Here is a 20189-nt window from a genome sequence, read left to right on the forward strand (position 1 = left end):
CGGCGGGAAATGCGCAGTGACTCGCGTTTCCAGTGATCACGTCTGCGACATCATCAACGAACGCCGCGCTCCCTCCAGCGCCTCTCGGCGCGAGCTATGATGTGCAATTGCACGTCGGAGAATGACGGCTTCGTAGGACGCCGACGCCGTAGGGTGGTCGCTTTGCTCACCCTACGGTTCTGCGACTTCAATGTTGGTTATCGACCGCCGCCACCACCACCGCCTCCACCGCCGCCGGCGTCACGCATCGACGCGTTTTCGCGCGGATCGAGATTCTTCATGTAGCTCAGCGAAGTGTCGCGGCGGGTGCGAAGCTGCGCCACATAGTTCATGTGATCTCCGCAAGCCTGCCGTGATACCGCCTGATCGCAGTATGGCGACGCCACGAATGCGGGAGCGGCCATGGCGCTGGTCGCGCCGACCGCTACCAAAGCAGCCGCAGACAATATTAACTTTATCGACATCTGTACTCTCCATTCCTGTTGGCGAAGCCGGAATGGCTCGCACAGGAGTTCGACGGCGCGAGATGAAAGCCGGTTCGGAAGAGTCGATGAAAATAACGCCGGCCCTATCGGGTAACCGGAATGTGAACGATCTCCGGTGTTCCGAGCCGTCGTCACCCGCGACCCGTCCGCCGAAGCTCAACGAGCGAAAGCGGAAGGCGGGTAACCTAGTATCCCAGAGACAGCAGTAGCGTCTGCTGCTATCTCCACGTCATTGCGAGGAGCGAAGCGACGAAGCAATCCATATTTCAGCGCGCGGCGCGATGGATTGCTTCGCTTCGCTCGCAATGACGGGGAGAGGCCGGCGGCCTTACTCCGCCGTCCCCTGCGCCATCGCTCTTCGCTCCATTGCATAGCGCACCAGGGCGACGAAGCGATAGATGCCGTGCACGAATTTGCCATAGGGCATGGTGACGAACAGCGAAAACACCACGCCGAGATGCAGCGCCAGCAGCGGTCCCATCGCTGCCGTCTCGCGCAAGATCAGCAGCGCCATGCCCGTGAGACTCGTCAGGAACAGCATCGCGATGAACGCGACATCCATGCCGTAACGCGCTTCATCGACCAGGATGGAATCGCGCTTCCATCGTTCAGCGAGCAAGCCGATCGGCCCAATCAACAGCCCGATGCCGCCCAGCGTGCCGAGCACCACGGGCAGATCCCACCATGCATACGGCGCCTCGCGCGCCAGCAGATAGTGATAGAGCGTTGCGACGCAGGTCGAGGCAAAGCACAGCGCAAAACCGTAGAAGGTGAGGTGATGATAGAGCCGGCGGCGGTCGGTCGGGCGGTCGTCCTCGTTGAAGCAGCCGACGCCGCCGCCGTCGAGATAGCGTAGTTCGCCGGCGTCGCGGATGGCCTGCAACAGCGCGCGTGCATCGGTGTTCATGCCGATGGGTTCGCCGATGTCGCGCCAGAAGGCGCGCACGCCCATTGCCAGCGCCGCGATAGCGTAGAGGAACGCTGCGCCGAACAGGGCCGCCATCGCATTGTGCGGCATCAATTTGTAGAACGCACCCGGCCCGGTATGGATGCCGAACAGAATTTGTCGATCGTTCATCGCAGCAAAGCCGAAAATGAACGCGGCGACGCTGAGCGCGGCAACGAGGCTGATGACAAGTCCGTTGCGCGCGAACGTGCCCGCGAAAGCGCGTGGCCATGCATAGGCCGCATAAGATTCCGCGCGCGCCACCGCGAGCGTCCTCGGCACATTGACGTTGAATTCGTGCGGCGGCGAGAACTGGCAATCGGTGTAGCAGGCGCCGCAGGCGTGGCAGAGATTGGCGAGATAATTGAGATCGCCGTCGGAAAAGGCGCGGCGCATTTCCATCGCCGGAAACACCGCGCAGAGGCCCTCGCAATAGCGGCAGGAATTGCAGACCGTCATCAGGCGGTCGGCTTCCTCCAGAATCTTCGTTCCGTGCATGATGCGCTGCTTCCTGCCCCGCGGCCAACCCGGCTATTTCGTTAACCCCTTGCCCTCCAGCCAGTTCTGGATCAGGGCGGCGACCTCGGCGTTGTTCTTGTCCATCATCACCATGTGCGAATTGCCCTTGATGCCGACTTGCGGCAGATCGACGACATCGACGCTGCCGCCCGCCGCCTTGATCGCGTCCGCAAACGCAAGGCCGTTGGCGCGAATCTTCGGCCACCGCGAATCCTTCTCGATGTAGTCGCCATAGACGATCAGCGTCGGAATGTTCTTCAGCACGTCGACCTTGGCGGGATCGCCGACGCCGGCCGGCTCGATCGCAATCAGCGCCTTGACCTTGTCGGGCCGCGCCTGCGCCACCTTGAAGCCGAAACTGCCGGCCTGGCTGTGGAACAGGATGATGGAAGGGCCAACGCGGTCGATCTCGGCGATATAGGCGGCGATGATGGCATCATCGGTGGTGGTCCAGCGCGGCACGTTCTGCTTGACGAAATTCTCGTAGCCTTCGTTCGGAAACTGGCTGCCGGGCATCAGCTTCCGTTTGGCCGGATCGGGATTGTAGGAGCCGACGCCGTCGCCGATCCGAAACCGCTCGAACGGATTGGCTGTCGTGAGGAATACCGGCTCGCTCTTGAAGATATCTGGATATTGCGCCCAGCCGGCGCGGCCGCGCTCGACCGCGTCGGAATTGTAGACGGCCCAGCCCTTGCGCAGAAAATAGTTCAGCCAGCCCTCGCGCCCGTCGGGCGTTGTCTCGTAAGTGACGCCGGTCAGGCCGCCGCCATGCCACATCAGAAGTGGATAGGCGCCCTTTTCGTTCGCGGGCAGAAAATACTGCACATACATCTGCTCGACCTGATAGGTGCCGTTGGGATCGACTTTTGCCGGCACACCGCCGGGCGTGAAGGTCACTTCCTTCACCGGCTTGCCGGAAATTTCGACCAGCCGGCCGCCGACATGGAACGAGCCCATGTCGCGTAGCGCGATCGGCTCGGCGGCGTGGGCCAGCGTCGCGTTCATCAGAACGACTGCAGCAGTAGTGATCGCAAGCCGCATCACAAGTCCTCCCTTCGTTGTTCTCTCCCTCTCCCCGCAAAGGGCGGGGCGAGGTGAACCGAGCGCGTATCTAATTCTTCGCATTCTTCGCCGCTTCCCGTCCCGCGACCCGACCGAACACGCTGCCGATGGTCATCCCGATACCGGCCGCATAGCCCTTGCCGAGTACGTTGCCGGCCATGATCTCGCCGGCCGCGAACATGTTGGCCGAAGGCTTGCCGTCCTTCATCACCATGCGCGCCTGCCTGTTCACGCGGGTGCCGAGATAGGTGAAGGTGATGCCGGGCCGCACCGGATAGGCGAGGTAAGGCGGCGTCTCGATCCGGCGCGCCCAATGCGTCTTCGGCGGCGTGATGCCTTCAGTGCGGCAATCGTCCAGGATGGTGTGATCGAACGTGCCGGGCTTAACCGCGGCATTGAATTCGGCGATGGTCTTCTCCAGCGCCGCCGGATCGAGCTCGAGCTTGGCGGCCAACTCGGCAATACTCCCGCCCTCGATCGGCGGAAACAGCGTCGGCATAAAACTGTTGCGAACGGAGGCATCGAAGATGATGTAGGCGATCTGGTCCGGTTGCGCGGCCACCAGCCGCCCCCAGATCGCGTAACGCTTCGGCCAGATATCCTCGCCCTCGTCGTAGAAGCGCTGGGCGTGCTTGTTGACGACGATGCCGAACACGACCGAGTCGTGGCGGGTGATGATGCCGCCGTCGAATTTCGGAGCGCGAGCGTCGATCGCAACCGCGTGGCATTGGGTGGGATCGCCGATGTCCTGCACGCCCTTGTCGAGCAGCATTTTCAGGATCGAGCCGCGGTTATAGGGCGTGCCGCGGATCAGGAAATTATCCGCCGCATCGCCCCAATATTCCTTCAGCCATTCGATATTGGCTTCAAAGCCGCCGGCGGCGGCGACCAGTGCGGCAGCGCGGATTTCGCTCGTGCCGTCGATCGGCTGCTTCAGCTTGGCGGACAGGAACATGCCGTGTTCGATATCGAGGTCGATCACCTCGGCATCGTAGACGATTTCGACGCCGAGTTTTTCTGCGGTGAGATAGAGCGCGTTCAGCATCGCCCGCCCTCCGCCGAGGAAGAACGAGTTGGTGCGGCCGAGGCTCAGCGTGCCGCCGAGTGAGGGTTGCCAGCGCACGCCTTGTTCGACGATCCAGTTCAGAATGTCCTTGGACTCCCTGATCATGAATTTCGCCAGTTCCTCGTCGGTCTGACCGCCGGTCAGCCGCAACAGATCGTCCCAGAACTCCTCTTCCGTGTACGGCCCGGTGAGAATGTCGGTCGCGGCATCGTGCGCGCAGCGCATGTTGCGGGTGTGGCGGGTATTGCCGCCGCGATAAAACTTCGGAGCGCCTTCCAGCACCAGCACGGAAGCACCTGCGCGCCGGGCGCTGATGGCGGCGCAGAGTGCGGCGTTGCCGCCGCCGATCACCAGCACATCGAACTTGACTGTCAAATCGGCCATGCGCTCTTGTTGTCGTTGTTGGCCTGGAAAATCAAACCGGCGCTCGGCCAGGCAAATCCATCCGCCCCGCGATTTTCTAGCCTGATGCAACGGCCGCGTCACGCCTCTCGTGCGCCTGCATCAGTAATCAGCATGGCCGCATGCGACGATGTCGCATGCACTTGGCTATACGGAATATCCGCAAGCTCAGGGACGGTTCTGAACGGAGGCGAGCAGCCATTGCCGGAATGCCGCGAGCTTTGGCGGATCGGCTCTACCCGCCGGCGAGACCAGATAGAATCCGGCATCGACCGGGAAAGCCATCTTGAAGGGAACGACCAAACGTCCCTTGGCGATGTCCTCCTGCACATAGGCGGTGCGGCCCATGGCAACGCCGAGGCCGTCGATCGCGGCCTGCACCGTCATGAAGATCATGTCGAAGGTCACGCCCGGCTGTTTCGAAAAATCGGCTGGCAACCCGGCCGCCGTCAGCCACAGCCGCCAGTCGTCGCTATTCGCGTTGCTGGTATGCAGCAGCACGTGATCCCGGAGGTCTTCGGGGCATTTCAGCGGCTTGTTCCCCTTGAGCAGCGCCGGACTGCACACCGGAAAGAGTTCGTCCGCCATCAGCCAGTCGGCGCGAACGCCAGGCCACTGGCCGCGGCCGTAGCGGATCGCGGCATCGACCTTGTCGCGCTGGAAGTCGACCAGGTTGATCGAGGTCGTGATGCGAACGTCGATCCCCGGTTGCGCTTCCTGAAACGCCGTGAGGCGCGGCAACAGCCATTTGGCGGCCAGCGAGGCCAGCGTCGACACCGTCAGCACATGGTCGTCGTCTTTCCGCAGCAGGCGGTCGGTCGCGAGCCGGAGATCGTTGAAGGCGGCGCGGATGCCTGGAAGGTAGTCCTGCGCTTCCGCCGTCAGCGTCAGCGAGCGGTTCTGGCGAACAAAGAGGCGAACGCCGAGCTCTTCCTCCAGCCGCTTGATCTGGTGACTGATCGCGGTCTGCGTGACGTTCAGCTCGGAGGCGGCTTGCGTGAAGCTCAGATGCCGGGCGGCTGCCTCGAAGGCGCGCAGGCCATTCAGCGACGGCAGTCTGCCGGTCATTCCCGATCCTCCCTAATACATGAGTTTATATCATCCGAAACGGTACAAAGTGTCGTTTGTGAACGGCCCCGGGAGCGCAGATATTAGCGCCAACAGATTACTACAGGAGCCGAAAATGTCCACTTTCACGCATGAATCGATGATAAATCATCATGGACCGGGGATTTTGAGCCAATTGGCCGAGACCCTCCATGTCTGGCGGCAGCGCTACCAGTCCCGCCGCGAACTGGCCAAGTGGTCCGAGCGGGAGCTGCACGACATCGGCGTCTCCTGGAGCGACGTCGCCTACGAGGCCGAGAAACCGTTCTGGCGGGCTTAAGTAGCAGCCGGCCGGCGCCCTCGTCTGGGGGGGCGCCGGCCATTTTCATTGAGGACCGACGGGAGCGCGAGATGACCAGGCTGCGTTTCGACGATCTCAGGCAGTATTCGGACGTACTGCTTTCGCGGCATGGCCAGGCCGTGACCGTGCGCTTCGTCGAGCCGCGCGACGCCGAGGCGCTGCAGAACTATTTCCGCGCGCTCTCGACGCGCTCCCGCTACAACCGCTTCCTCGGCGCGGCCAGCGAACTGCCGCCGTCCGAACTCGAGCGCTTCATCCATGTCGGCGAAGCGGATCGGTTCAGTGTGGTCGCGACCATGCCGGTCGACGGCCGCGAGACCATCGTCGGCGAAGCGCGCTATGCCTTCGATAGCGAGACTGCTGCAATCGAGGTCGGCCTGTCGATCGACGACCGCTGGCAGGGCCATGGCATCGGCAGGGCGCTGTTGAAAAACCTCGAATGCCGCGCGGCCGCGTTCGGCGCCGAGCGCATCTTCGGCGACACGCTGCGTTCCAACGATGCCATGATCGCGCTCGCCCGCAAGTCCGGCTACGGCTTTACCAATACGCCCGGCGACTGGAAGTTGACGCGCTTCCAGAAAGATATCCACGTCGAACCGCAGGAAATCCCATGCGCCAGTTGGCGGCTCGCCGCCGTCTCTCCCAGCGCAATGTCCTCGCTTGCGGTTTGACCACTGAGCCCGGTTCTGGCCGCTCCAGAACCGGGCCATTTTTCCGCTACTCGCGGAAAGGAACTTTAGCTTCCCCTGAACACCGGCTTGCGCTTGTCGATGAAGGCTTGCACCGCCTCCTTGTGATCGGCGGTGGTAGTCAGGCGGACGAGACGCTCAGCCTCGTGGTCGCGCGCGGTGGCGAAGTCGAATTGGAGCGCTTCGTCGAGATTGTCCTTGATGTAGCGCAGCGCGAGCGTCGGGCCTTCGGCCATGGATCTGGCAAGCGCGAAGGCCTCAGTCTGCAGTCTGTCGTCGGGCACCACGCGGTTGACGAGGCCGATCGCCTCGCATCTTGTGGCATCGACCTTGTCGCCGGTAAACATCAGTTCGCGCGCCCGCGAAGTTCCGACCAGCCGCGTCAGCAGCCAGGCGATGCCGTAATCGCCGGAGAGCGCGACGCGGACGTAGCCGGTGGAGACGAAGGCGGATTGCGCCGCTAGTCTGATATCGCAGGCCAGCGCGAGCGCGAGGCCAGCGCCGACCGCGGGACCGGGCAGCGCCGCAATCGTCGGCTTGCGCACCGAGGCCAGCGCGCCGGTAAGCAGGCGCTGCCGCTCCTGCAGGTCGGCGACCTTCTCGTCGTAGGACATCTCTAGCTTCTTCTTATCGCGATGCGCGCCCATGCCCTTGACGTTGCCGCCGGCGCAAAACGCGGTGCCCGCGCCGGTGAGCAGGAGCGCACCGATCTCGGGGTTCTCGCCGCAGCTCTTGATCATGCTGCGAAGCGCCGGCGTCAGCGTATCCGAGAACGCGTTGCGCGCTTCGGGGCGGTTCAGCGTAATGATGGCGACGCGGTCGCGGATCACGCAGAGCAGTTCGTCGGTGCCGGTGTCGATTTTGGTTTCGGTGGTCATTTCGCTCCCCATGCTGGTTTGCCGTAGGGTGGGCAAAGCGAAGCGTGCCCACCATTCAAAGTCGCTCCCTGCGATAGATGGTGGGCACAGCGCTTCGCGCCTTTGCCCACCCTACAGCCGGACGCTTTTAAAACTTCTCCACCCACGGCCGCAATTCCACTTCCCACGTCCAGGCGCTGCGCGGTTGCTGCAGCACGTTCCAGTAGCTCAGCGCAATCGCGTCGGGATCGAGCATCGAGTCCGGCCGATCGGCAGGCTCCGTACGCGCAGCACTGCGGATGCCGCCATCGATGACGAAATGCGCGACATGGATGCCTTGCGGAGACAATTCGCGCGCCATGCTCTGGGCCAGCCCGCGCAGTGCAAACTTGCCCATTGCGAACGGCGCCGACTGCGGATAGCCCTTCACACTGGCGGAAGCGCCGGTGAACAGGATCGCGCCGTGCTTGTTCGGCAGCATGCGTGTCGCCGCCTGCTGGGCCACCAGAAAGCCGCCAAAGGCGGAGACTGCGATCGCATTCGCAACTTCGGCAGGAACCAGGTCGGTGAAGGCGCCGCGTGCGCGGCCGCTGGCGTTATAGACGACGAGATCGGGCGTGCCGATCTCGCGCTCGACCATGCCAAAGAGACGTTCGACTTCCTCCGCCTCGGTAGCGTTGCAGGCAAAAGCGCGGGCGCCGGTCTCGGTGCAGAGCGCGCCAAGCTTCTCGATCTTGCGCGCGGCAAGCGCAACCTTGATGCCTTCGCGCGCGAACAGTCGCGCCAGCGATGCGCTCAATCCCTCGCCGACACCAACAATCAGGGCAATCTTGTATTTTGGCAATTCCATGGGCGCAGTCCTCGGATGGTGGGGATTAGGTAATCTAGGAACCCAATTCCGCCTGGCAATCGTCCGCCGTGGGGCCCTCCAATTATGCTTGTTGACGGCACGTCCGCCCGCGTTATCGATAGTTGACCAATATCGGGCGGAACGAACAAGGGCTAAAAATGCATCCACTCATGCAAGACCGTGCAGCCGCGTCAGCCAATCAGCCGGGATTGCTCGCACCTGATACGACGGGGATGAATTTCTACCGCGCCGATCCGGCGTTGACGGATCTGCTTCGCCTGCATCTGCCCGACGCGCTGTTTCGCCATATCGAGCCGCATCTCGAGCGGCTCGGCGAATTGGCCGGCGGCTATCTCGACGAATGCGCGCGGCTCGCCGACCGTCATACGCCGGTGCTGCACCAGCGCGACAAGTTTGGCCGTGATATCCAGTATATCGAATATCACCCGGCCTATCGCGAGCTGGAAAAAGCCGCGTTCGGCGAGTTCGGCATTCACGCGATGTCGATCCGCAAGGGCATCATGGGCTGGCCGGATAAATACCCCGTCGTCGCCAAGCACGCCTTCACCTTCCTGTTCAACCAGACCGAATTCGGCATGGGCTGTCCGATCAACGTCACGGATGGTTGCGCGAAACTGCTCAACAATTTCGGCAGCGATGCGTTGAAGGCAAAATATCTCGACGGCCTGACCCAGACCGACATGAGCAAGCTTACTCAGGGTGGCCAGTTCATGACCGAGAAGGAAGGCGGCTCCGACGTCGGCACGCTGACGACGCGGGCCGTGCAGGAGGGCGATCACTGGCGGCTCTATGGCGAGAAATGGTTCTGCTCCAATGCCGACGCCAAGGTGGTGATGCTGCTGGCGCGGCCGGAAGGAGCGGGGCCCGGCACGCGCGGCGTCGGCCTGTTCCTGATGCCGCGCTTCCTTGATGACGGCTCGCAAAATCACTACCGGATCGTTCGCTTGAAAGACAAGCTCGGCACCCGTTCGATGGCGTCGGGCGAGATCAAGTTCGAGGGCGCGATTGCCTACGCCGTCGGCAAGCTCGACCGAGGCTTCGTGCAGATGGCCGAGATGGTGAATTCGTCCCGGCTCTCCAATGGCGTCAAGTCCACCGCGCTGATGCGGCGCGCGCACCATGACGCGATGACGGTCGCGAGAAATCGCGTGGTGTTCGGCCAGAGGATCATCGACCTGCCGCTGGCTCAGCGGCAGTTGATGAAGATCATGTTGCCGACCGAGCAGGCGCTGTCGATGAGTTTTCTCACGGCCGACGCGCTCGATCGCGCGGAAGCCGGCAGCCAGGATGCTGCGGCGCTGCTGCGCATCCTGACGCCGACGCTGAAATTCCGCGCCACGCGCGATGCACGCAAGGTTTGCGGCGATGCGTTGGAGATGCGCGGCGGCATCGGCTACATCGAGGAGTTTGCCACCGCGCGGCTGCTGCGCGACGCCCATCTCGGCTCGATCTGGGAAGGCACCGGCAACATCGTCGCGATCGACGCGCTGACCCGCGCGGTCGGCCGCCACGGCGCCGACACCGCGCTCGCGGCCGATCTGCACGCCCGCCTCGACGACAGCGCCAACGTGCCGCAGGCCTGGCGCAACCGGCTGCGTGAGCTGACCGACCGCGCGGTCGGCTTTGCCAGCGAGGTAGCCAGCCGCGCCGACAATGAGGGCGATGCACGGCGCGCCACCAGCGTGCTCTACCATGTCGCCAGCGCCGTTGCACTGGCCTGGGAGGGCGGGCGGATTCACGAGATGCGCGGCGACGCCAGGCGGCTGTTGCTGTCGCGGATGGTGGTCGACCACCGCGTCGCGCCGAGCGACCCGTTCCGGCTTGCGGAAAATGCCACCCAGCGCGCGATATCAGGCCATCTGCTCGGCGAACGCAGCGTCGGTATGGCCGAGGTTGGCGAATTGCTTGTCGCAGCGTAGGCTGCCGTCAGTATGGTTCAACAATAACAGAATAGAGGGAGCACCGATGAAGGCCGCCGTCCTGCATGAAGTCAACCAGCCGCTGGTGATCGAGGAGGTCAGCGTGCCGAATCCCGGCCCGCGCGAAGTCCTGATCCGCACGCGCGTCGCCGGCCTGTGTCATTCCGACCTGCACTTCATGGAAGGGCTCTATCCGCATCCGCTGCCCGCGGTGCTCGGGCATGAATCGGCGGGCGTGGTCGAAAAGGTCGGCTCCGACGTCACCTATGTAAAACCCGGCGATCATGTCGTGACCTGTCTTTCGGTGTTCTGCGGCACCTGCGACAACTGCACCACCGGCCGCACCGTGCTCTGCACCGACACGACCGTGAAGATGCTGCCGGGTCAGTCAAACCGGCTGTCCTGGGCGCGTGAGGAGAAGCTTCATCAGTTCCTTAATCTGTCGTCGTTCGCCGAGCAGATGCTGGTGCACGAGAACGCCATCGTCAAAATCCGCAAGGACATGCCGCTGGAGCTCGCGGCCCTGATCGGGTGCGGCGTCATCACCGGCTATGGCGCGGTCGTGAACACCGCAAAAGTTCAGGCCGGCGAAACGGTGGCCGTGATCGGCTGCGGCGGCGTCGGCATGGCCGCGATCAATGGCGCCGCGATCGCCGGCGCCGGCCGCATCATCGCGATCGACACCAATCCGGCCAAGCTGCAGTTGGCCACGAAGCTCGGCGCCACCGACATCGTCGATCCCTCCCGCGGCGACGTGGTGCAGCAGGTGCGTGAACTCACCGGCGGCGGTGTGCATCACTCCTTCGAGGTGCTGGGCCGCAAGGAGACCGCGGAGCAGTCCTTTGCGATGCTGGCGGCCGGCGGCACGGCGACCATCGTCGGCATGATCCCGTTCGGCCAGAAGATCGAGCTGCACGGCTTCGATTTCCTGCGTGAGCGCCGGATTCAGGGCTCGTCGATGGGCTCCAACCATTTCCGCGTCGACATGCCCCGCCTCGTCGAATTCTACATGCGCGGCAAGCTGCATCTGGAGGACTGGATCTCGGCCAAGCTGGAACTCTCCGAAATCAACGAGGGTTTTGCCAACATGAAAGCCGGCAAGACGCTACGCAGCGTGATCGTGTTTGATAGCTGACGACAACGTCGTCATCCCGGGGCGATGCGAAGCATCGAACCCGGGATCTCGAGATTCCGGGTTCAGCCCTGGCGGGCTGCCCCGGAATGACGGCGTTGGTTCACCGCGACACATGCGCCGACACTGCAAGCCACTTGCCATTCTGCTTCGCCCAGCAATCGGTATAACGCCCATGAGCCTGCTGGCCGTCCGGCGTGGTGTAACTCGTCGCTGCGTGGATGATGGCGAAATCGCCGAGGATTCGGATCCTCACGTCTTCCGCGCGCAGATTCTTGATCGCGACAGGCTTTGCGGTCTGTTGCAGGAACGTGGCGCGATCGACCAGCGACTTGTCGGGATTGGAGCAGTAGAAATCGGCTGCGAGGATTTCGTCAAAGCGCTTGATGTCGGAATTCTGCACGGACGCGACATAGTCGCGGTTGAGCTCTGTCAGCTCGGCGAGGTCGTTGTTCATGATTCCTCCGGTTCTTGTTCGTCACTGCAGAGCGGCTATCACGCTGTTCTCGGCGAGCGTTTGATCACGGCACGGGCGAGCGAGCCAAGCACGTAACCCGCGAGCGAGAAGGCGACGGGCGGCAAGAGCTGCTTGAGATCAAAGATGGCTCGAGACACGAGTTGTTCAAGCGCCGGCGGCACCAGCAGAAGATCCAAGTTCAGGAAAACAAGCGGTGATACCACGAGCAGCGCCAAACGGAGCCGGTGCTTGGCAAAGATGCATAGTACTGCAACGATAACCGCCGTGGCGCTGAACAGGCCATAGGCAATCTCAAAGCCGAGAGCGTGGCGGATGTTGAAAGCAGTGGCCAGCAACAGACCCCAAACAAGGCCGGCGATCAGAAGCGCTGCGTCGTCGATGCGCGGGAAAAGCGGCAGATACCCCAGTGCCAGGAATGCCAGGATCGACAGGGTAGGCCAGGCAGCGACAAAGGTGCCATGCATCAGCCCCCACAAGTGGAACGTTGGCCAGCCGAGCGCGGCATAGGCATAGCCAAGCGGCCACATCAACAGGAAACCGGCGACGACGGCGATGACGCTTCGAATGAAAGTCCGCATGGCGCTTTCAACGATACCGCTTCACCCTCCCGGCGAGGAGATGCGCTTGCGCGCAGCTCCCCGGCACGAGGGATCTTCAATCATCAAACATCGGCGGCGGCTTGAAGCCGCCGAATTCGCGCTCGATCAGCTCGGCCAGTCTCAGGGGCGTGCGATCCTCCAGCCACGGCCCGACGATCTGCACGCCGACCGGCAATCCGTCCGGCGAAAAGCCGGTCGGGATCGCGGTGGAGGGCAGACCGGGCAAGGTGGCGATGCCCGGCCACGAAAGCTGATCTGGATAGACGTGCTCCTTGCCGTCGATCTTGATGCGGCGTTTTTCCTGGTCATCGGAATGGTCGTGCGGATAGGCGGGCGTCGGCATGATCGGACAGATCACAGCATCATAGGTCTTGAACAGCTCGCGCCATTGGGCTCGCAGGCGTGCGCGCGCGACGTCGTCCATCAACCAGTTACGATGGCTTTGCGCCATGCCCCGCAGGCGTTCGGCAGCGAGGCTTACATCGCTCTGCGGTAGCGCGGCGGCGGCGGCCTCTGCGCCGGCATAGACTTCCGGCGGGAAGGAGGCGGCGAGGAACGACATCAGCATCCGCATGTAGAGCCGGGATGTCTCCGCAAAGTTCGGCAGCAACGGGCTGTTGCGATCCACCCTGGTGCCGGCCTTTTCGAGGTTGGAGGTGAGCTTGTGGATCGTGCCGCGCACCACCTCGTCGGTCGGCATGACCGGGTCGGTATCGACGACCAGCACGCGAAAGTCCTTCAGATCGCCGTGGCGCGGCGGCGGCAGGGCGAGTTTGTAACCCTTGCCGGCCTCGAGCGGATCGGGACCGGCGATGGTGTCGAGCAGCAGCGAGAGATCGGCGGCGCTGCGTGCCATCGGGCCGATCACGGCAAGATCGCGGTCGATCGGCAGCGGCTGGAACGGCGGCGGCGTGTGGCCGCGCCCAGGCACCAGAGCAAACGTCGGTTTGTGCGCGTAGACGCCGCAATGGAACGCCGGCACGCGCAGCGAACCGCCGATGTCTGAGCCCAGCGATAGCGGGCCATAACCCGCCGCGAGCGCGGCCGAGGAGCCGCCGGACGAGCCGCCTGGCGTCCGGCCGAGATCGAACGGGTTGTTGGTGGTGCCGTAGACTTCGTTGTAGCTCTGCCAGTCGCCGAGCCCGAACGGGACATTGGTCTTGCCGAGGATGACGCCGCCGGCGTCCTTGACGCGCGAAATCGACAGCGCGTCTTCCGTCGGCGTGAAATCCTTCTGCGCCGGAAGGCCCCAGGTCGTCGGCAGCCCCGCGATATTGTAGGACTCCTTCACGGTCAGCGGGAGGCCGAGCAGCGGCTTCTTCACGCCGCGCGCCAGTTCGGCGTCGGCGGCGCGGGCGGCGGCAAGGCCACGCTCGAAATCGCGCACGCAAATCGCGTTGATCTTCGCATCGTGCCGCTCGATCCGGCCGATTGCGTCCTCGGCCAGTTCGACGGCCGAGACCTTTTTCGCGGCAAGCGCCGCGGACAATTCAACGGCGGTCTTGAAACTCCATTGCGATTTGGCCAAGGCGTACGCTCCGCTCTGTTTCCGAGTACGGCGCGGATGATGCTCAGTTTGGGCGCGTGCGGCAAGAGCAATAGCTGTACAGCGGCGGTCCTCTCTTGCCGGTACGCTACCGGCTCGCCTTTGTCCTTGCGTTGTCCTTTGCTTCTTGCAGGAATTGCGTCAGCAGCCGGCTCACTTCGCCAGGCTGCTCCTGCTGCACCCAGTGGCCGGCGCCGTCGACGAGATGGCAGCCGATCATGTTGGTGCAGGCTCTCGACTGCATCGCCTCATAGACGCCGGGGCGCTGATAGGTGCCCCAGTCCTGCTTGCCCGAGATGAAAGCGGACGGCACGTCGATGGTGCGGCCGGACCATGTCTGTAATTCCGGCACAAAAGCGGCGGAGGTGCCGCAGCGATACCATTGCAGCCCGCCCTGGAATCCGTTGCGCTCGTACTCGGCGCTGTAGAAGGCGAGCTCATTGTCGGGCAGCCATTTGTTGGTGGCGATTTCAGCGGCCGACGGCATTTCTTCGGCAACAGTGGCCGCCATGTCCCTGGCGAGGTCCATCACATAATAAGTCGGCAGCTTTGCGATCTCTTCCGCGCTCCAGGATTTCAGCGGGTAGGGCTGGTTGGCTTCCCAGTCCGCGCTCTTGTGGTGATAGTAGGCGCGAAGGAAATCATGCACGCCCTGCGGCGCGCGGCGCATGTCGTTGTTCGCTTCGCGCGTCGAGTAGTACCATTGGTAATGTTTTCGCGGGCGCGGCAGCGCGGCGAGCTGGCGGTGAATGGGATCATCGACCGGCTTGGCGGGCTCGCGCACCGTATTGAACGGCAGCGATGGAGGCCCGCCGAACGGAGCGCTCATCATGACGACCGAGCGAAACATGTCGGGCCGTATCAGCGCGCACCAGGCCGCCACCGACGAGCCGAAATCATGCCCGATCACGGCATCGACGCCTGCGTAGCCGAACGCCGACACCAGCCCGAGCGCGTCGCGCACCAGATTGGTGAGGCGGAACGAGGCGAGATCGCCGTCGTAATTCGGATCCCATCCGGTGGTGCGGCCATAGCCGCGCTGGTCCGGCGCGATCACGTGGTAGCCCGCGTCTGCGAGAACCGGCATCACCTTGCGCCAGGAATAGGCGAGTTCGGGAAAGCCGTGCAGGAGCAGGAGGCACGGACGGCCGGGCGTTTCGAAGCCGGCTTCCAGCACGTGCATGCGGAGGCCGTTGATGTTCTCGATGGTGCGGGAGCGGATGGTGGAGGGCAGCGGGATGTTGGGGAGGGTGGGCATGGCTTTTCCTTATGGCGCGCGGTCGGCCAAGTCTTGTCATGCCGCGACTGTAATGGCGCGAATGTCTGCGACAAGCCACGAATGATTGACGCGCTCTCTACCCTCCCCTGGAGGGGGAGGGTCGGCTCACAGCGAGCGAAGCGAGATGTGAGGCGGGGTGGGGTGATCTCTCAACACGGGCAGCGCCCGATACGAAAGACTGTCACCCCACCTCGGTTCGCATTGCATGCGAACCGATCCTCCCCCTCCAGGGGAGGATAAGAGCGCTACCCCTTCGCCGCCGCTTTCGGCCAGTACCGGTCGCGCAGGTGGCGCTTCACCAATTTCCCTGTCGGCGTGCGCGGCAGCTCGGCTTGGAAATCGATGCTCTTCGGGCACTTTATTGGCGACAGATGTTTTCGGCAGAATGCGATCAGTTCGGCCTCGAGATCCTTGCCGGCTTTTGCCATGTCGTGCGGCTGCACCACGGCCTTGACCTCTTCGCCCATTTCCTCGTTCGGCACGCCGAACACGGCAACGTCGGAGACGGCAGGATGCGTGATCAGCACATCCTCGGTCTCCTGCGGGTAGATGTTCACCCCGCCGGAGATGATCATGTAGCTCTTGCGGTCGGTGAGATAGAGATAGCCTTCGGCGTCCAGATAGCCGACGTCGCCGAGCGTCGACCAGCCCTTGGCGTTGTAGGCCTTCTTGGTCTTCTCGGGATCGTTGTGATAGGTGAAGACAGGCGCATCGGCGAAATAGACCGTGCCGATTTCGCCGGTCGGTCTCTCCTGGTCGTTCTCGTCGAGGATTTTCACCTTGCCGACCACGGCGTGGCCGACGGTGCCGCGATGGGTCAGCCATTGCTGCGAAGTCGAGACGGTGACGCCGTTGCCTTCGGAGCCGGCGTAATATTCGATCAGGATCGGTCCCCACCACTCGATCATCTTCGCTTTCACGTCGACCGGGCAGGGGGCCGCGGCGTGGATCGCGCCTTTCAGCGTCGAGACGTCGTAAGCCGCGCGCACCTCGTCCGGCAGCTTCAGCATGCGCACGAACATGGTCGGCACGAGCTGCGACTGCGTGACCTTGTATTTTTCGACGAGTTTCAGAAATTCCTCGGCGTCGAAATGCTCCATGATGATGGAAGTGCCGCCGAGCGTGATTGCCATCATGTTGAAGCGCAAGGGAGCTGCGTGATAGAGCGGCGCCGGCGACAGATAGATGCTGTCGGACGACATGCCGCACATGTCGGCGCAGAGAATTTTCAGGAGCGGGTTCGGCACGTCGATCGCCTTGCCCTCGAACTCCTTCTTGATGCCCTTGGGCCGGCCGGTGGTGCCGGACGAATACAGCATGTCGTAGCCAGCGACCTCATCCGCAATCGGCGTCACCGGCATCGCGATCGCTTCCTTGTCCCAGGAGCGGAATCCCGGCGCGGGCTCGTCGACCATGAAGAACAGCGGTTCGCCCGGCTCGCCCTTGATCAAGCCTTTGGCCTTGTCGGCGCATTGCGGCGTGGTGATAAAAACCTTGGCGCCGCAATCCTTCACGATATAGGCGATCTCCTCCTCGGTGAGATAGCGGCTGATCGCGGTGTAATAGAGCCCCGAGCGCTGCGCGGCCCAGCAGATTTCCATGAACGCCAGGCGGTTTTCCATCAGGAACGCGATGTGGTCGCCGGCCTTCAGCCCGAGCTTGCGGAACAATTGCGCGCCCTGGTTCGATAGCTCGTCAAGCTCTCGATAGGTGATCGCCTTGCCGGTCGCCGCCATCTGGTAGGCGATCTTGTTCGGCGTGTTGCGGGCGTGGATGGAGGGGTGGGTCACAAACGTTTCCTCGGGTGATGCGTCGTCCCTGCGCACGAAGGGACCCATAACCACAGTTTTGATGTGTTAAAGGGGAGCTGGAGCTCCAGCTCAGCATAACCACAAACATCTGTGGTTATGGGTCCCGGCTCAAGGCCGGGACGACACCTATTGTGCGGACGCTTCTAACGGTCCTATCGCCGCTTTCTTAAAGCCTTTCCACGATCGTCACGTTCGCCATGCCGCCGCCTTCGCACATGGTCTGCAGGCCGTAGCGCTTGTTGTTCTGTTTCAGCGCGTTGACCAGCGTGGTCATCAGCTTGGTGCCGGAGCCGCCGAGCGGATGGCCGAGCGCGATCGCGCCGCCATTGACGTTGAGCCGTTCCGGATCGGCGCCCGTCGTCTTCAGCCAAGCCACCGGCACGGCCGCAAAGGCTTCGTTGACCTCGAACAGGTCGATGTCATTGATCGACATGCCGGCCTTTTCCAGCGCCCGCTTGGTGGCGTGCAGCGGCGCATCCAGCATGATCACGGGATCGCCGCCCATCATCGTCATGTGATGAATGCGCGCCAGCGGTTTCACGCCGAGCGACTTCAGGCCTTTCTCGTTGACCACCAGCACGCCGGAGGCGCCGTCGCAAATCTGGCTGGCGCTGGCGGCGGTGTGCTTACCGTTCTCGGCGATCAGCTTGACGCCCCTGATGCCGTCGAGGCTGGCGTCGAAGCGGATGCCTTCGTCGATATGGTGGGTGTCAGTCGAGTTGTCGGCGCGGGTGATCTGCAGCGGAACGATTTCATCCTTGAACTTGCCGGCTTGTGTCGCGGCAATCGCGCGCTGATGGCTGTTGTAGGAGTATTCGTCGAGCTGGTCCTTGGAGAGCCCATACTTCTCCGCCATCATTTCCGCCCCGGTGAACTGGCTGAATACGATGTTCGGATATTTCGCCTCGATGCCCGGGCTCTTGTAATGACCAAAACCGTTCTTGGCCGGCAGCGACGAAGCAAGCCCCATCGGCACCCGCGTCATCGATTCCACGCCGGCGGCGATCACGATGTCCATCGAGCCGGCCATCACCGCCTGCGCCGCAAAATGCAGCGCCTGCTGCGACGAGCCGCACTGCCGGTCGACCGAGGTGGCGGGCACGCTCTCGGGCAGCTTCGAGGCCATCACCGCGTTGCGGGCGATGTTGTTGGATTGTTCGCCGGCCTGCATCACGCAGCCCATGATCACGTCCTCGATCTGGGCCGGGTCGACACCGGTGCGGTCGACCAGCGAATTGAGCACGGAAGCGGCGAGATCGGCCGGGTGCCAGCCTGCGAGACGTCCGCCCTTGCGGCCACCGGCAGTGCGTGCGGCGGCGACGATATAGGCCTCGGCCATGTCTGTTCTCCCTGAATGTTGTTTGTGGCTTGGAAAGATGGGCCGGATTTAAGGGGGGCTGCGGGATTTAGTCAATCAATCAATTAACTCTTGAGTGCAACCGCGGCATGCGCTTATGTGCGGCCAGATTTCCCGCCCTCAGCAGTGATGGGATCACCGTTGAATACCAGCGTACCGACCAGGCTCCCGAGCGGCAAAAATACCACCGCCGAGAAGCTGCTTGTGGCGGCGAGCGAGCTGATGATCGAGCGCGCCTCGATCGAGGTGTCGCTGTCCGACATCGCGCAGAAGTCGGGTGTCAATGCCGCGCTGGTAAAATACCATTTTGGCAACAAGGACGGGCTGTTGCTGGCGCTTCTGGCGCGGGACGCCGCGACCGAGATGTCGCAGCTCGAATATCTGATCAGCCAACCGATCTCGCCGACGGCAAAACTGCGCCTGCATATCGGCGGCATCATCCGCGCCTATCACCAGTTCCCCTACATGAACCGGCTGATCCACTATCTTCTGCACGAGAGCAGTCCGGAAGCCGCCGACGAAGTCTCGCAATTCTTTGTCGCGCCCTTGCTCGACTTTCACCGCCGCCTGCTCGCCGAAGGCATCAAGGCCGGTGAGTTCCGCAAGGTCGATCCGGTCATGTTTTACACCAGCCTGATCGGCGCCTGCGATCACCTGTTCTTCGGCCGCCACGCGATGTCGCGCGCGACCGGGGTCGGTCCGGTCACCGACGAAGTCTGCCGCGAATACATCAAGCACATGGAAGCGCTGATCTGCGGCGGCATGTTGAACGGGCGAATAGCGAGTAGCGAATAGCGAATGGGCCGTCATTCCATTCGCTACTCCCTATTCGCCATTCGCCATTTAGAGAAGAAACGCCAAAGGAAGGAAAGGTTGTTACCATGCAGTTGAAAGACGTTGCCGTTCTCATCACCGGCGGTGGCTCCGGCTTAGGGGCCGCGACCGCCCGCGCCATGGCCGCGAAGGGCGCCAAGATCGGCGTGCTCGACCAGAACAAGGAGAACGCCGAGAAGGTCGCGGCCGAAGTGAAGGGCGTAGCCCTTCATGCCGACGTCACCAGCGAGGAGCAGATGAAGGCGGCGATCGCCAAGGCGGAAGCCGCTCATGGTATCGCGCGCGTGCTGATGAACTGCGCCGGCATCGGCGGCTCGCAGCGCGTGGTCGGCAAGGACGGCGTCTATCCCCTGGAAAAGTTCGTCCGCATCATCAACGTCAATCTGATCGGCACCTTCAACGCGCTGCGCCTGTTCTCCGAACGGCTTGCCACCGAGGCCCCAATCGGCGAGGAGCGCGGCGTCATCATCAACACCGCTTCGGTCGCGGCCTATGAAGGCCAGATCGGCCAGATCGCATACTCGGCCTCGAAGGGCGGCATCGTCGGCCTCACTTTGCCTGCGGCGCGCGATCTCGCGAGCCTGAAGATCCGCGTCAACACGATCGCGCCCGGCATCTTCTTCACGCCGCTGCTGATGGGTCTGAACGAGGAAGCCCGCAAGAGCCTTGGCGCCCAGGTGCCGCATCCGGCCCGCCTCGGCGAGCCCGACGAATACGGCGCGCTCGCGGTGCACATCGTCGAGAACGCGATGCTCAACGGCGAGACCATCCGCCTCGACGGCGCCATCCGCATGGCGCCGCGGTAAGCGGCAGTGGAGCGTTCTTGACCCTCCCCTGGAGGGGGAGGGTCGGCTCACATTGAGCAAAGCGAAATGTGAGACGGGGTGGGGTGATCTCTCCGCTCGGGCACTGTTGGACGTGGAGAGACC

The 20189-nt window shown here is 63.1% G+C and carries 19 protein-coding genes; 6 read left to right on the forward strand and 13 right to left on the reverse strand.

Annotated elements, in window-relative coordinates; genetic code table 11:
- Positions 1-197: 197 nt before the first annotated feature.
- The 5 genes from V1292_RS11005 to V1292_RS11025 form a co-directional block, all read right to left on the reverse strand.
- Positions 198-464 carry a hypothetical protein gene (locus tag V1292_RS11005; RefSeq protein WP_334372461.1) on the reverse strand — a complete coding sequence of 89 codons (267 nt, stop codon included), beginning with the start codon at positions 462-464 and terminating at the stop codon, positions 198-200.
- A gap of 349 nt (positions 465-813) precedes the next feature.
- Entirely contained in the window at positions 814-1929 is a 1116-nt protein-coding gene (gene tcuB, locus V1292_RS11010) for a tricarballylate utilization 4Fe-4S protein TcuB (RefSeq protein ID WP_334372463.1), read from the reverse strand.
- A gap of 33 nt (positions 1930-1962) precedes the next feature.
- Positions 1963-2994 (reverse strand): esterase, encoded by a 1032-nt coding sequence (locus V1292_RS11015; protein ID WP_334372464.1) that lies wholly within the window; start codon positions 2992-2994, stop codon positions 1963-1965.
- 67 nt (positions 2995-3061) lie between these two features.
- Positions 3062-4453 (reverse strand): FAD-dependent tricarballylate dehydrogenase TcuA, encoded by a 1392-nt coding sequence (tcuA, locus tag V1292_RS11020; protein WP_334377002.1) that lies wholly within the window; start codon positions 4451-4453, stop codon positions 3062-3064.
- Positions 4454-4648: 195 nt separating this feature from the next.
- On the reverse strand, positions 4649-5548 hold the full coding sequence (locus V1292_RS11025; protein WP_334372466.1) for a transcriptional regulator GcvA: 900 nt from the start codon (positions 5546-5548) through the stop codon (positions 4649-4651).
- A gap of 115 nt (positions 5549-5663) precedes the next feature.
- Between V1292_RS11025 and V1292_RS11030 the strand changes: the two genes are divergently transcribed.
- A complete protein-coding gene (locus tag V1292_RS11030) occupies positions 5664-5867 on the forward strand; it encodes a DUF1127 domain-containing protein (RefSeq protein WP_334372468.1) in 204 nt (67 codons plus the stop codon).
- Between the two features lie 71 nt (positions 5868-5938).
- Entirely contained in the window at positions 5939-6559 is a 621-nt protein-coding gene (locus V1292_RS11035; RefSeq protein ID WP_334372469.1) for a GNAT family N-acetyltransferase, read from the forward strand.
- Between the two features lie 65 nt (positions 6560-6624).
- Here V1292_RS11035 and V1292_RS11040 read toward each other — a convergent pair whose 3' ends face one another.
- Complete coding sequence (locus V1292_RS11040) at positions 6625-7455, reverse strand: enoyl-CoA hydratase (protein ID WP_334372471.1); 831 nt, start codon at positions 7453-7455, stop codon at positions 6625-6627.
- 127 nt (positions 7456-7582) lie between these two features.
- Positions 7583-8284 (reverse strand): SDR family NAD(P)-dependent oxidoreductase, encoded by a 702-nt coding sequence (locus V1292_RS11045; protein WP_065747561.1) that lies wholly within the window; start codon positions 8282-8284, stop codon positions 7583-7585.
- A 170-nt stretch (positions 8285-8454) separates the two neighbouring features.
- On the opposite strand from V1292_RS11045, the gene V1292_RS11050 reads away from it, so the two are divergent.
- The gene (locus tag V1292_RS11050) at positions 8455-10224 is read left to right on the forward strand and encodes an acyl-CoA dehydrogenase family protein (protein WP_442895515.1); all 1770 of its coding nucleotides are present in this window, start codon (positions 8455-8457) and stop codon (positions 10222-10224) included.
- Positions 10225-10270: 46 nt separating this feature from the next.
- The gene (locus V1292_RS11055; RefSeq protein WP_334372473.1) at positions 10271-11359 is read left to right on the forward strand and encodes a Zn-dependent alcohol dehydrogenase; all 1089 of its coding nucleotides are present in this window, start codon (positions 10271-10273) and stop codon (positions 11357-11359) included.
- Between the two features lie 100 nt (positions 11360-11459).
- On the opposite strand, the gene V1292_RS11060 is transcribed toward V1292_RS11055, so the two are convergent.
- From V1292_RS11060 to V1292_RS11085, 6 genes are all read right to left on the reverse strand, one after another.
- On the reverse strand, positions 11460-11813 hold the full coding sequence (locus V1292_RS11060) for a nuclear transport factor 2 family protein (RefSeq protein WP_334372474.1): 354 nt from the start codon (positions 11811-11813) through the stop codon (positions 11460-11462).
- Between the two features lie 38 nt (positions 11814-11851).
- Entirely contained in the window at positions 11852-12361 is a 510-nt protein-coding gene (locus tag V1292_RS11065; RefSeq protein WP_334372476.1) for a hypothetical protein, read from the reverse strand.
- Between the two features lie 127 nt (positions 12362-12488).
- The gene (locus tag V1292_RS11070; RefSeq protein WP_334372478.1) at positions 12489-13961 is read right to left on the reverse strand and encodes an amidase; all 1473 of its coding nucleotides are present in this window, start codon (positions 13959-13961) and stop codon (positions 12489-12491) included.
- Positions 13962-14067: 106 nt separating this feature from the next.
- Positions 14068-15237: an alpha/beta hydrolase gene (locus tag V1292_RS11075; RefSeq protein ID WP_334372480.1), complete on the reverse strand. Its 1170-nt coding sequence runs from the start codon at positions 15235-15237 to the stop codon at positions 14068-14070.
- A gap of 266 nt (positions 15238-15503) precedes the next feature.
- Positions 15504-17048 carry an acyl-CoA synthetase gene (locus V1292_RS11080; RefSeq protein ID WP_334372482.1) on the reverse strand — a complete coding sequence of 515 codons (1545 nt, stop codon included), beginning with the start codon at positions 17046-17048 and terminating at the stop codon, positions 15504-15506.
- Positions 17049-17235: 187 nt separating this feature from the next.
- The gene (locus V1292_RS11085) at positions 17236-18408 is read right to left on the reverse strand and encodes an acetyl-CoA C-acetyltransferase (RefSeq protein WP_334372484.1); all 1173 of its coding nucleotides are present in this window, start codon (positions 18406-18408) and stop codon (positions 17236-17238) included.
- Between the two features lie 147 nt (positions 18409-18555).
- Here V1292_RS11085 and V1292_RS11090 point away from each other — a divergent pair, with 147 nt between their 5' ends.
- Positions 18556-19221 (forward strand): TetR family transcriptional regulator, encoded by a 666-nt coding sequence (locus V1292_RS11090; protein ID WP_028351745.1) that lies wholly within the window; start codon positions 18556-18558, stop codon positions 19219-19221.
- Between the two features lie 86 nt (positions 19222-19307).
- The gene (locus V1292_RS11095; protein ID WP_225670349.1) at positions 19308-20066 is read left to right on the forward strand and encodes an SDR family NAD(P)-dependent oxidoreductase; all 759 of its coding nucleotides are present in this window, start codon (positions 19308-19310) and stop codon (positions 20064-20066) included.
- Positions 20067-20189: the final 123 nt, after the last annotated feature.

Source organism: Bradyrhizobium sp. AZCC 1719, from assembly GCF_036924525.1.
In the GTDB taxonomy this organism is placed as follows: Bacteria; Pseudomonadota; Alphaproteobacteria; order Rhizobiales; family Xanthobacteraceae; genus Bradyrhizobium.

Excerpts from the sequence above, each read along its gene's own strand:
- V1292_RS11005 (WP_334372461.1), bottom strand. The coding sequence starts at position 464 with ATGTCGATAAAGTTAATATTGTCTGCGGCTGCTTTGGTAGCGGTCGGC.
- tcuB (WP_334372463.1), bottom strand. The coding sequence starts at position 1,929 with ATGCACGGAACGAAGATTCTGGAGGAAGCCGACCGCCTGATGACGGTC.
- V1292_RS11025 (WP_334372466.1), bottom strand. The coding sequence starts at position 5,548 with ATGACCGGCAGACTGCCGTCGCTGAATGGCCTGCGCGCCTTCGAGGCA.
- V1292_RS11030 (WP_334372468.1), top strand. The coding sequence starts at position 5,664 with ATGTCCACTTTCACGCATGAATCGATGATAAATCATCATGGACCGGGG.
- V1292_RS11035 (WP_334372469.1), top strand. The coding sequence starts at position 5,939 with ATGACCAGGCTGCGTTTCGACGATCTCAGGCAGTATTCGGACGTACTG.
- V1292_RS11040 (WP_334372471.1), bottom strand. The coding sequence starts at position 7,455 with ATGACCACCGAAACCAAAATCGACACCGGCACCGACGAACTGCTCTGC.
- V1292_RS11045 (WP_065747561.1), bottom strand. The coding sequence starts at position 8,284 with ATGGAATTGCCAAAATACAAGATTGCCCTGATTGTTGGTGTCGGCGAG.
- V1292_RS11050 (WP_442895515.1), top strand. The coding sequence starts at position 8,455 with ATGCAAGACCGTGCAGCCGCGTCAGCCAATCAGCCGGGATTGCTCGCA.
- V1292_RS11055 (WP_334372473.1), top strand. The coding sequence starts at position 10,271 with ATGAAGGCCGCCGTCCTGCATGAAGTCAACCAGCCGCTGGTGATCGAG.
- V1292_RS11060 (WP_334372474.1), bottom strand. The coding sequence starts at position 11,813 with ATGAACAACGACCTCGCCGAGCTGACAGAGCTCAACCGCGACTATGTC.
- V1292_RS11065 (WP_334372476.1), bottom strand. The coding sequence starts at position 12,361 with ATGTGGCCGCTTGGCTATGCCTATGCCGCGCTCGGCTGGCCAACGTTC.
- V1292_RS11075 (WP_334372480.1), bottom strand. The coding sequence starts at position 15,237 with ATGCCCACCCTCCCCAACATCCCGCTGCCCTCCACCATCCGCTCCCGC.
- V1292_RS11085 (WP_334372484.1), bottom strand. The coding sequence starts at position 18,408 with ATGGCCGAGGCCTATATCGTCGCCGCCGCACGCACTGCCGGTGGCCGC.
- V1292_RS11090 (WP_028351745.1), top strand. The coding sequence starts at position 18,556 with ATGGGATCACCGTTGAATACCAGCGTACCGACCAGGCTCCCGAGCGGC.
- V1292_RS11095 (WP_225670349.1), top strand. The coding sequence starts at position 19,308 with ATGCAGTTGAAAGACGTTGCCGTTCTCATCACCGGCGGTGGCTCCGGC.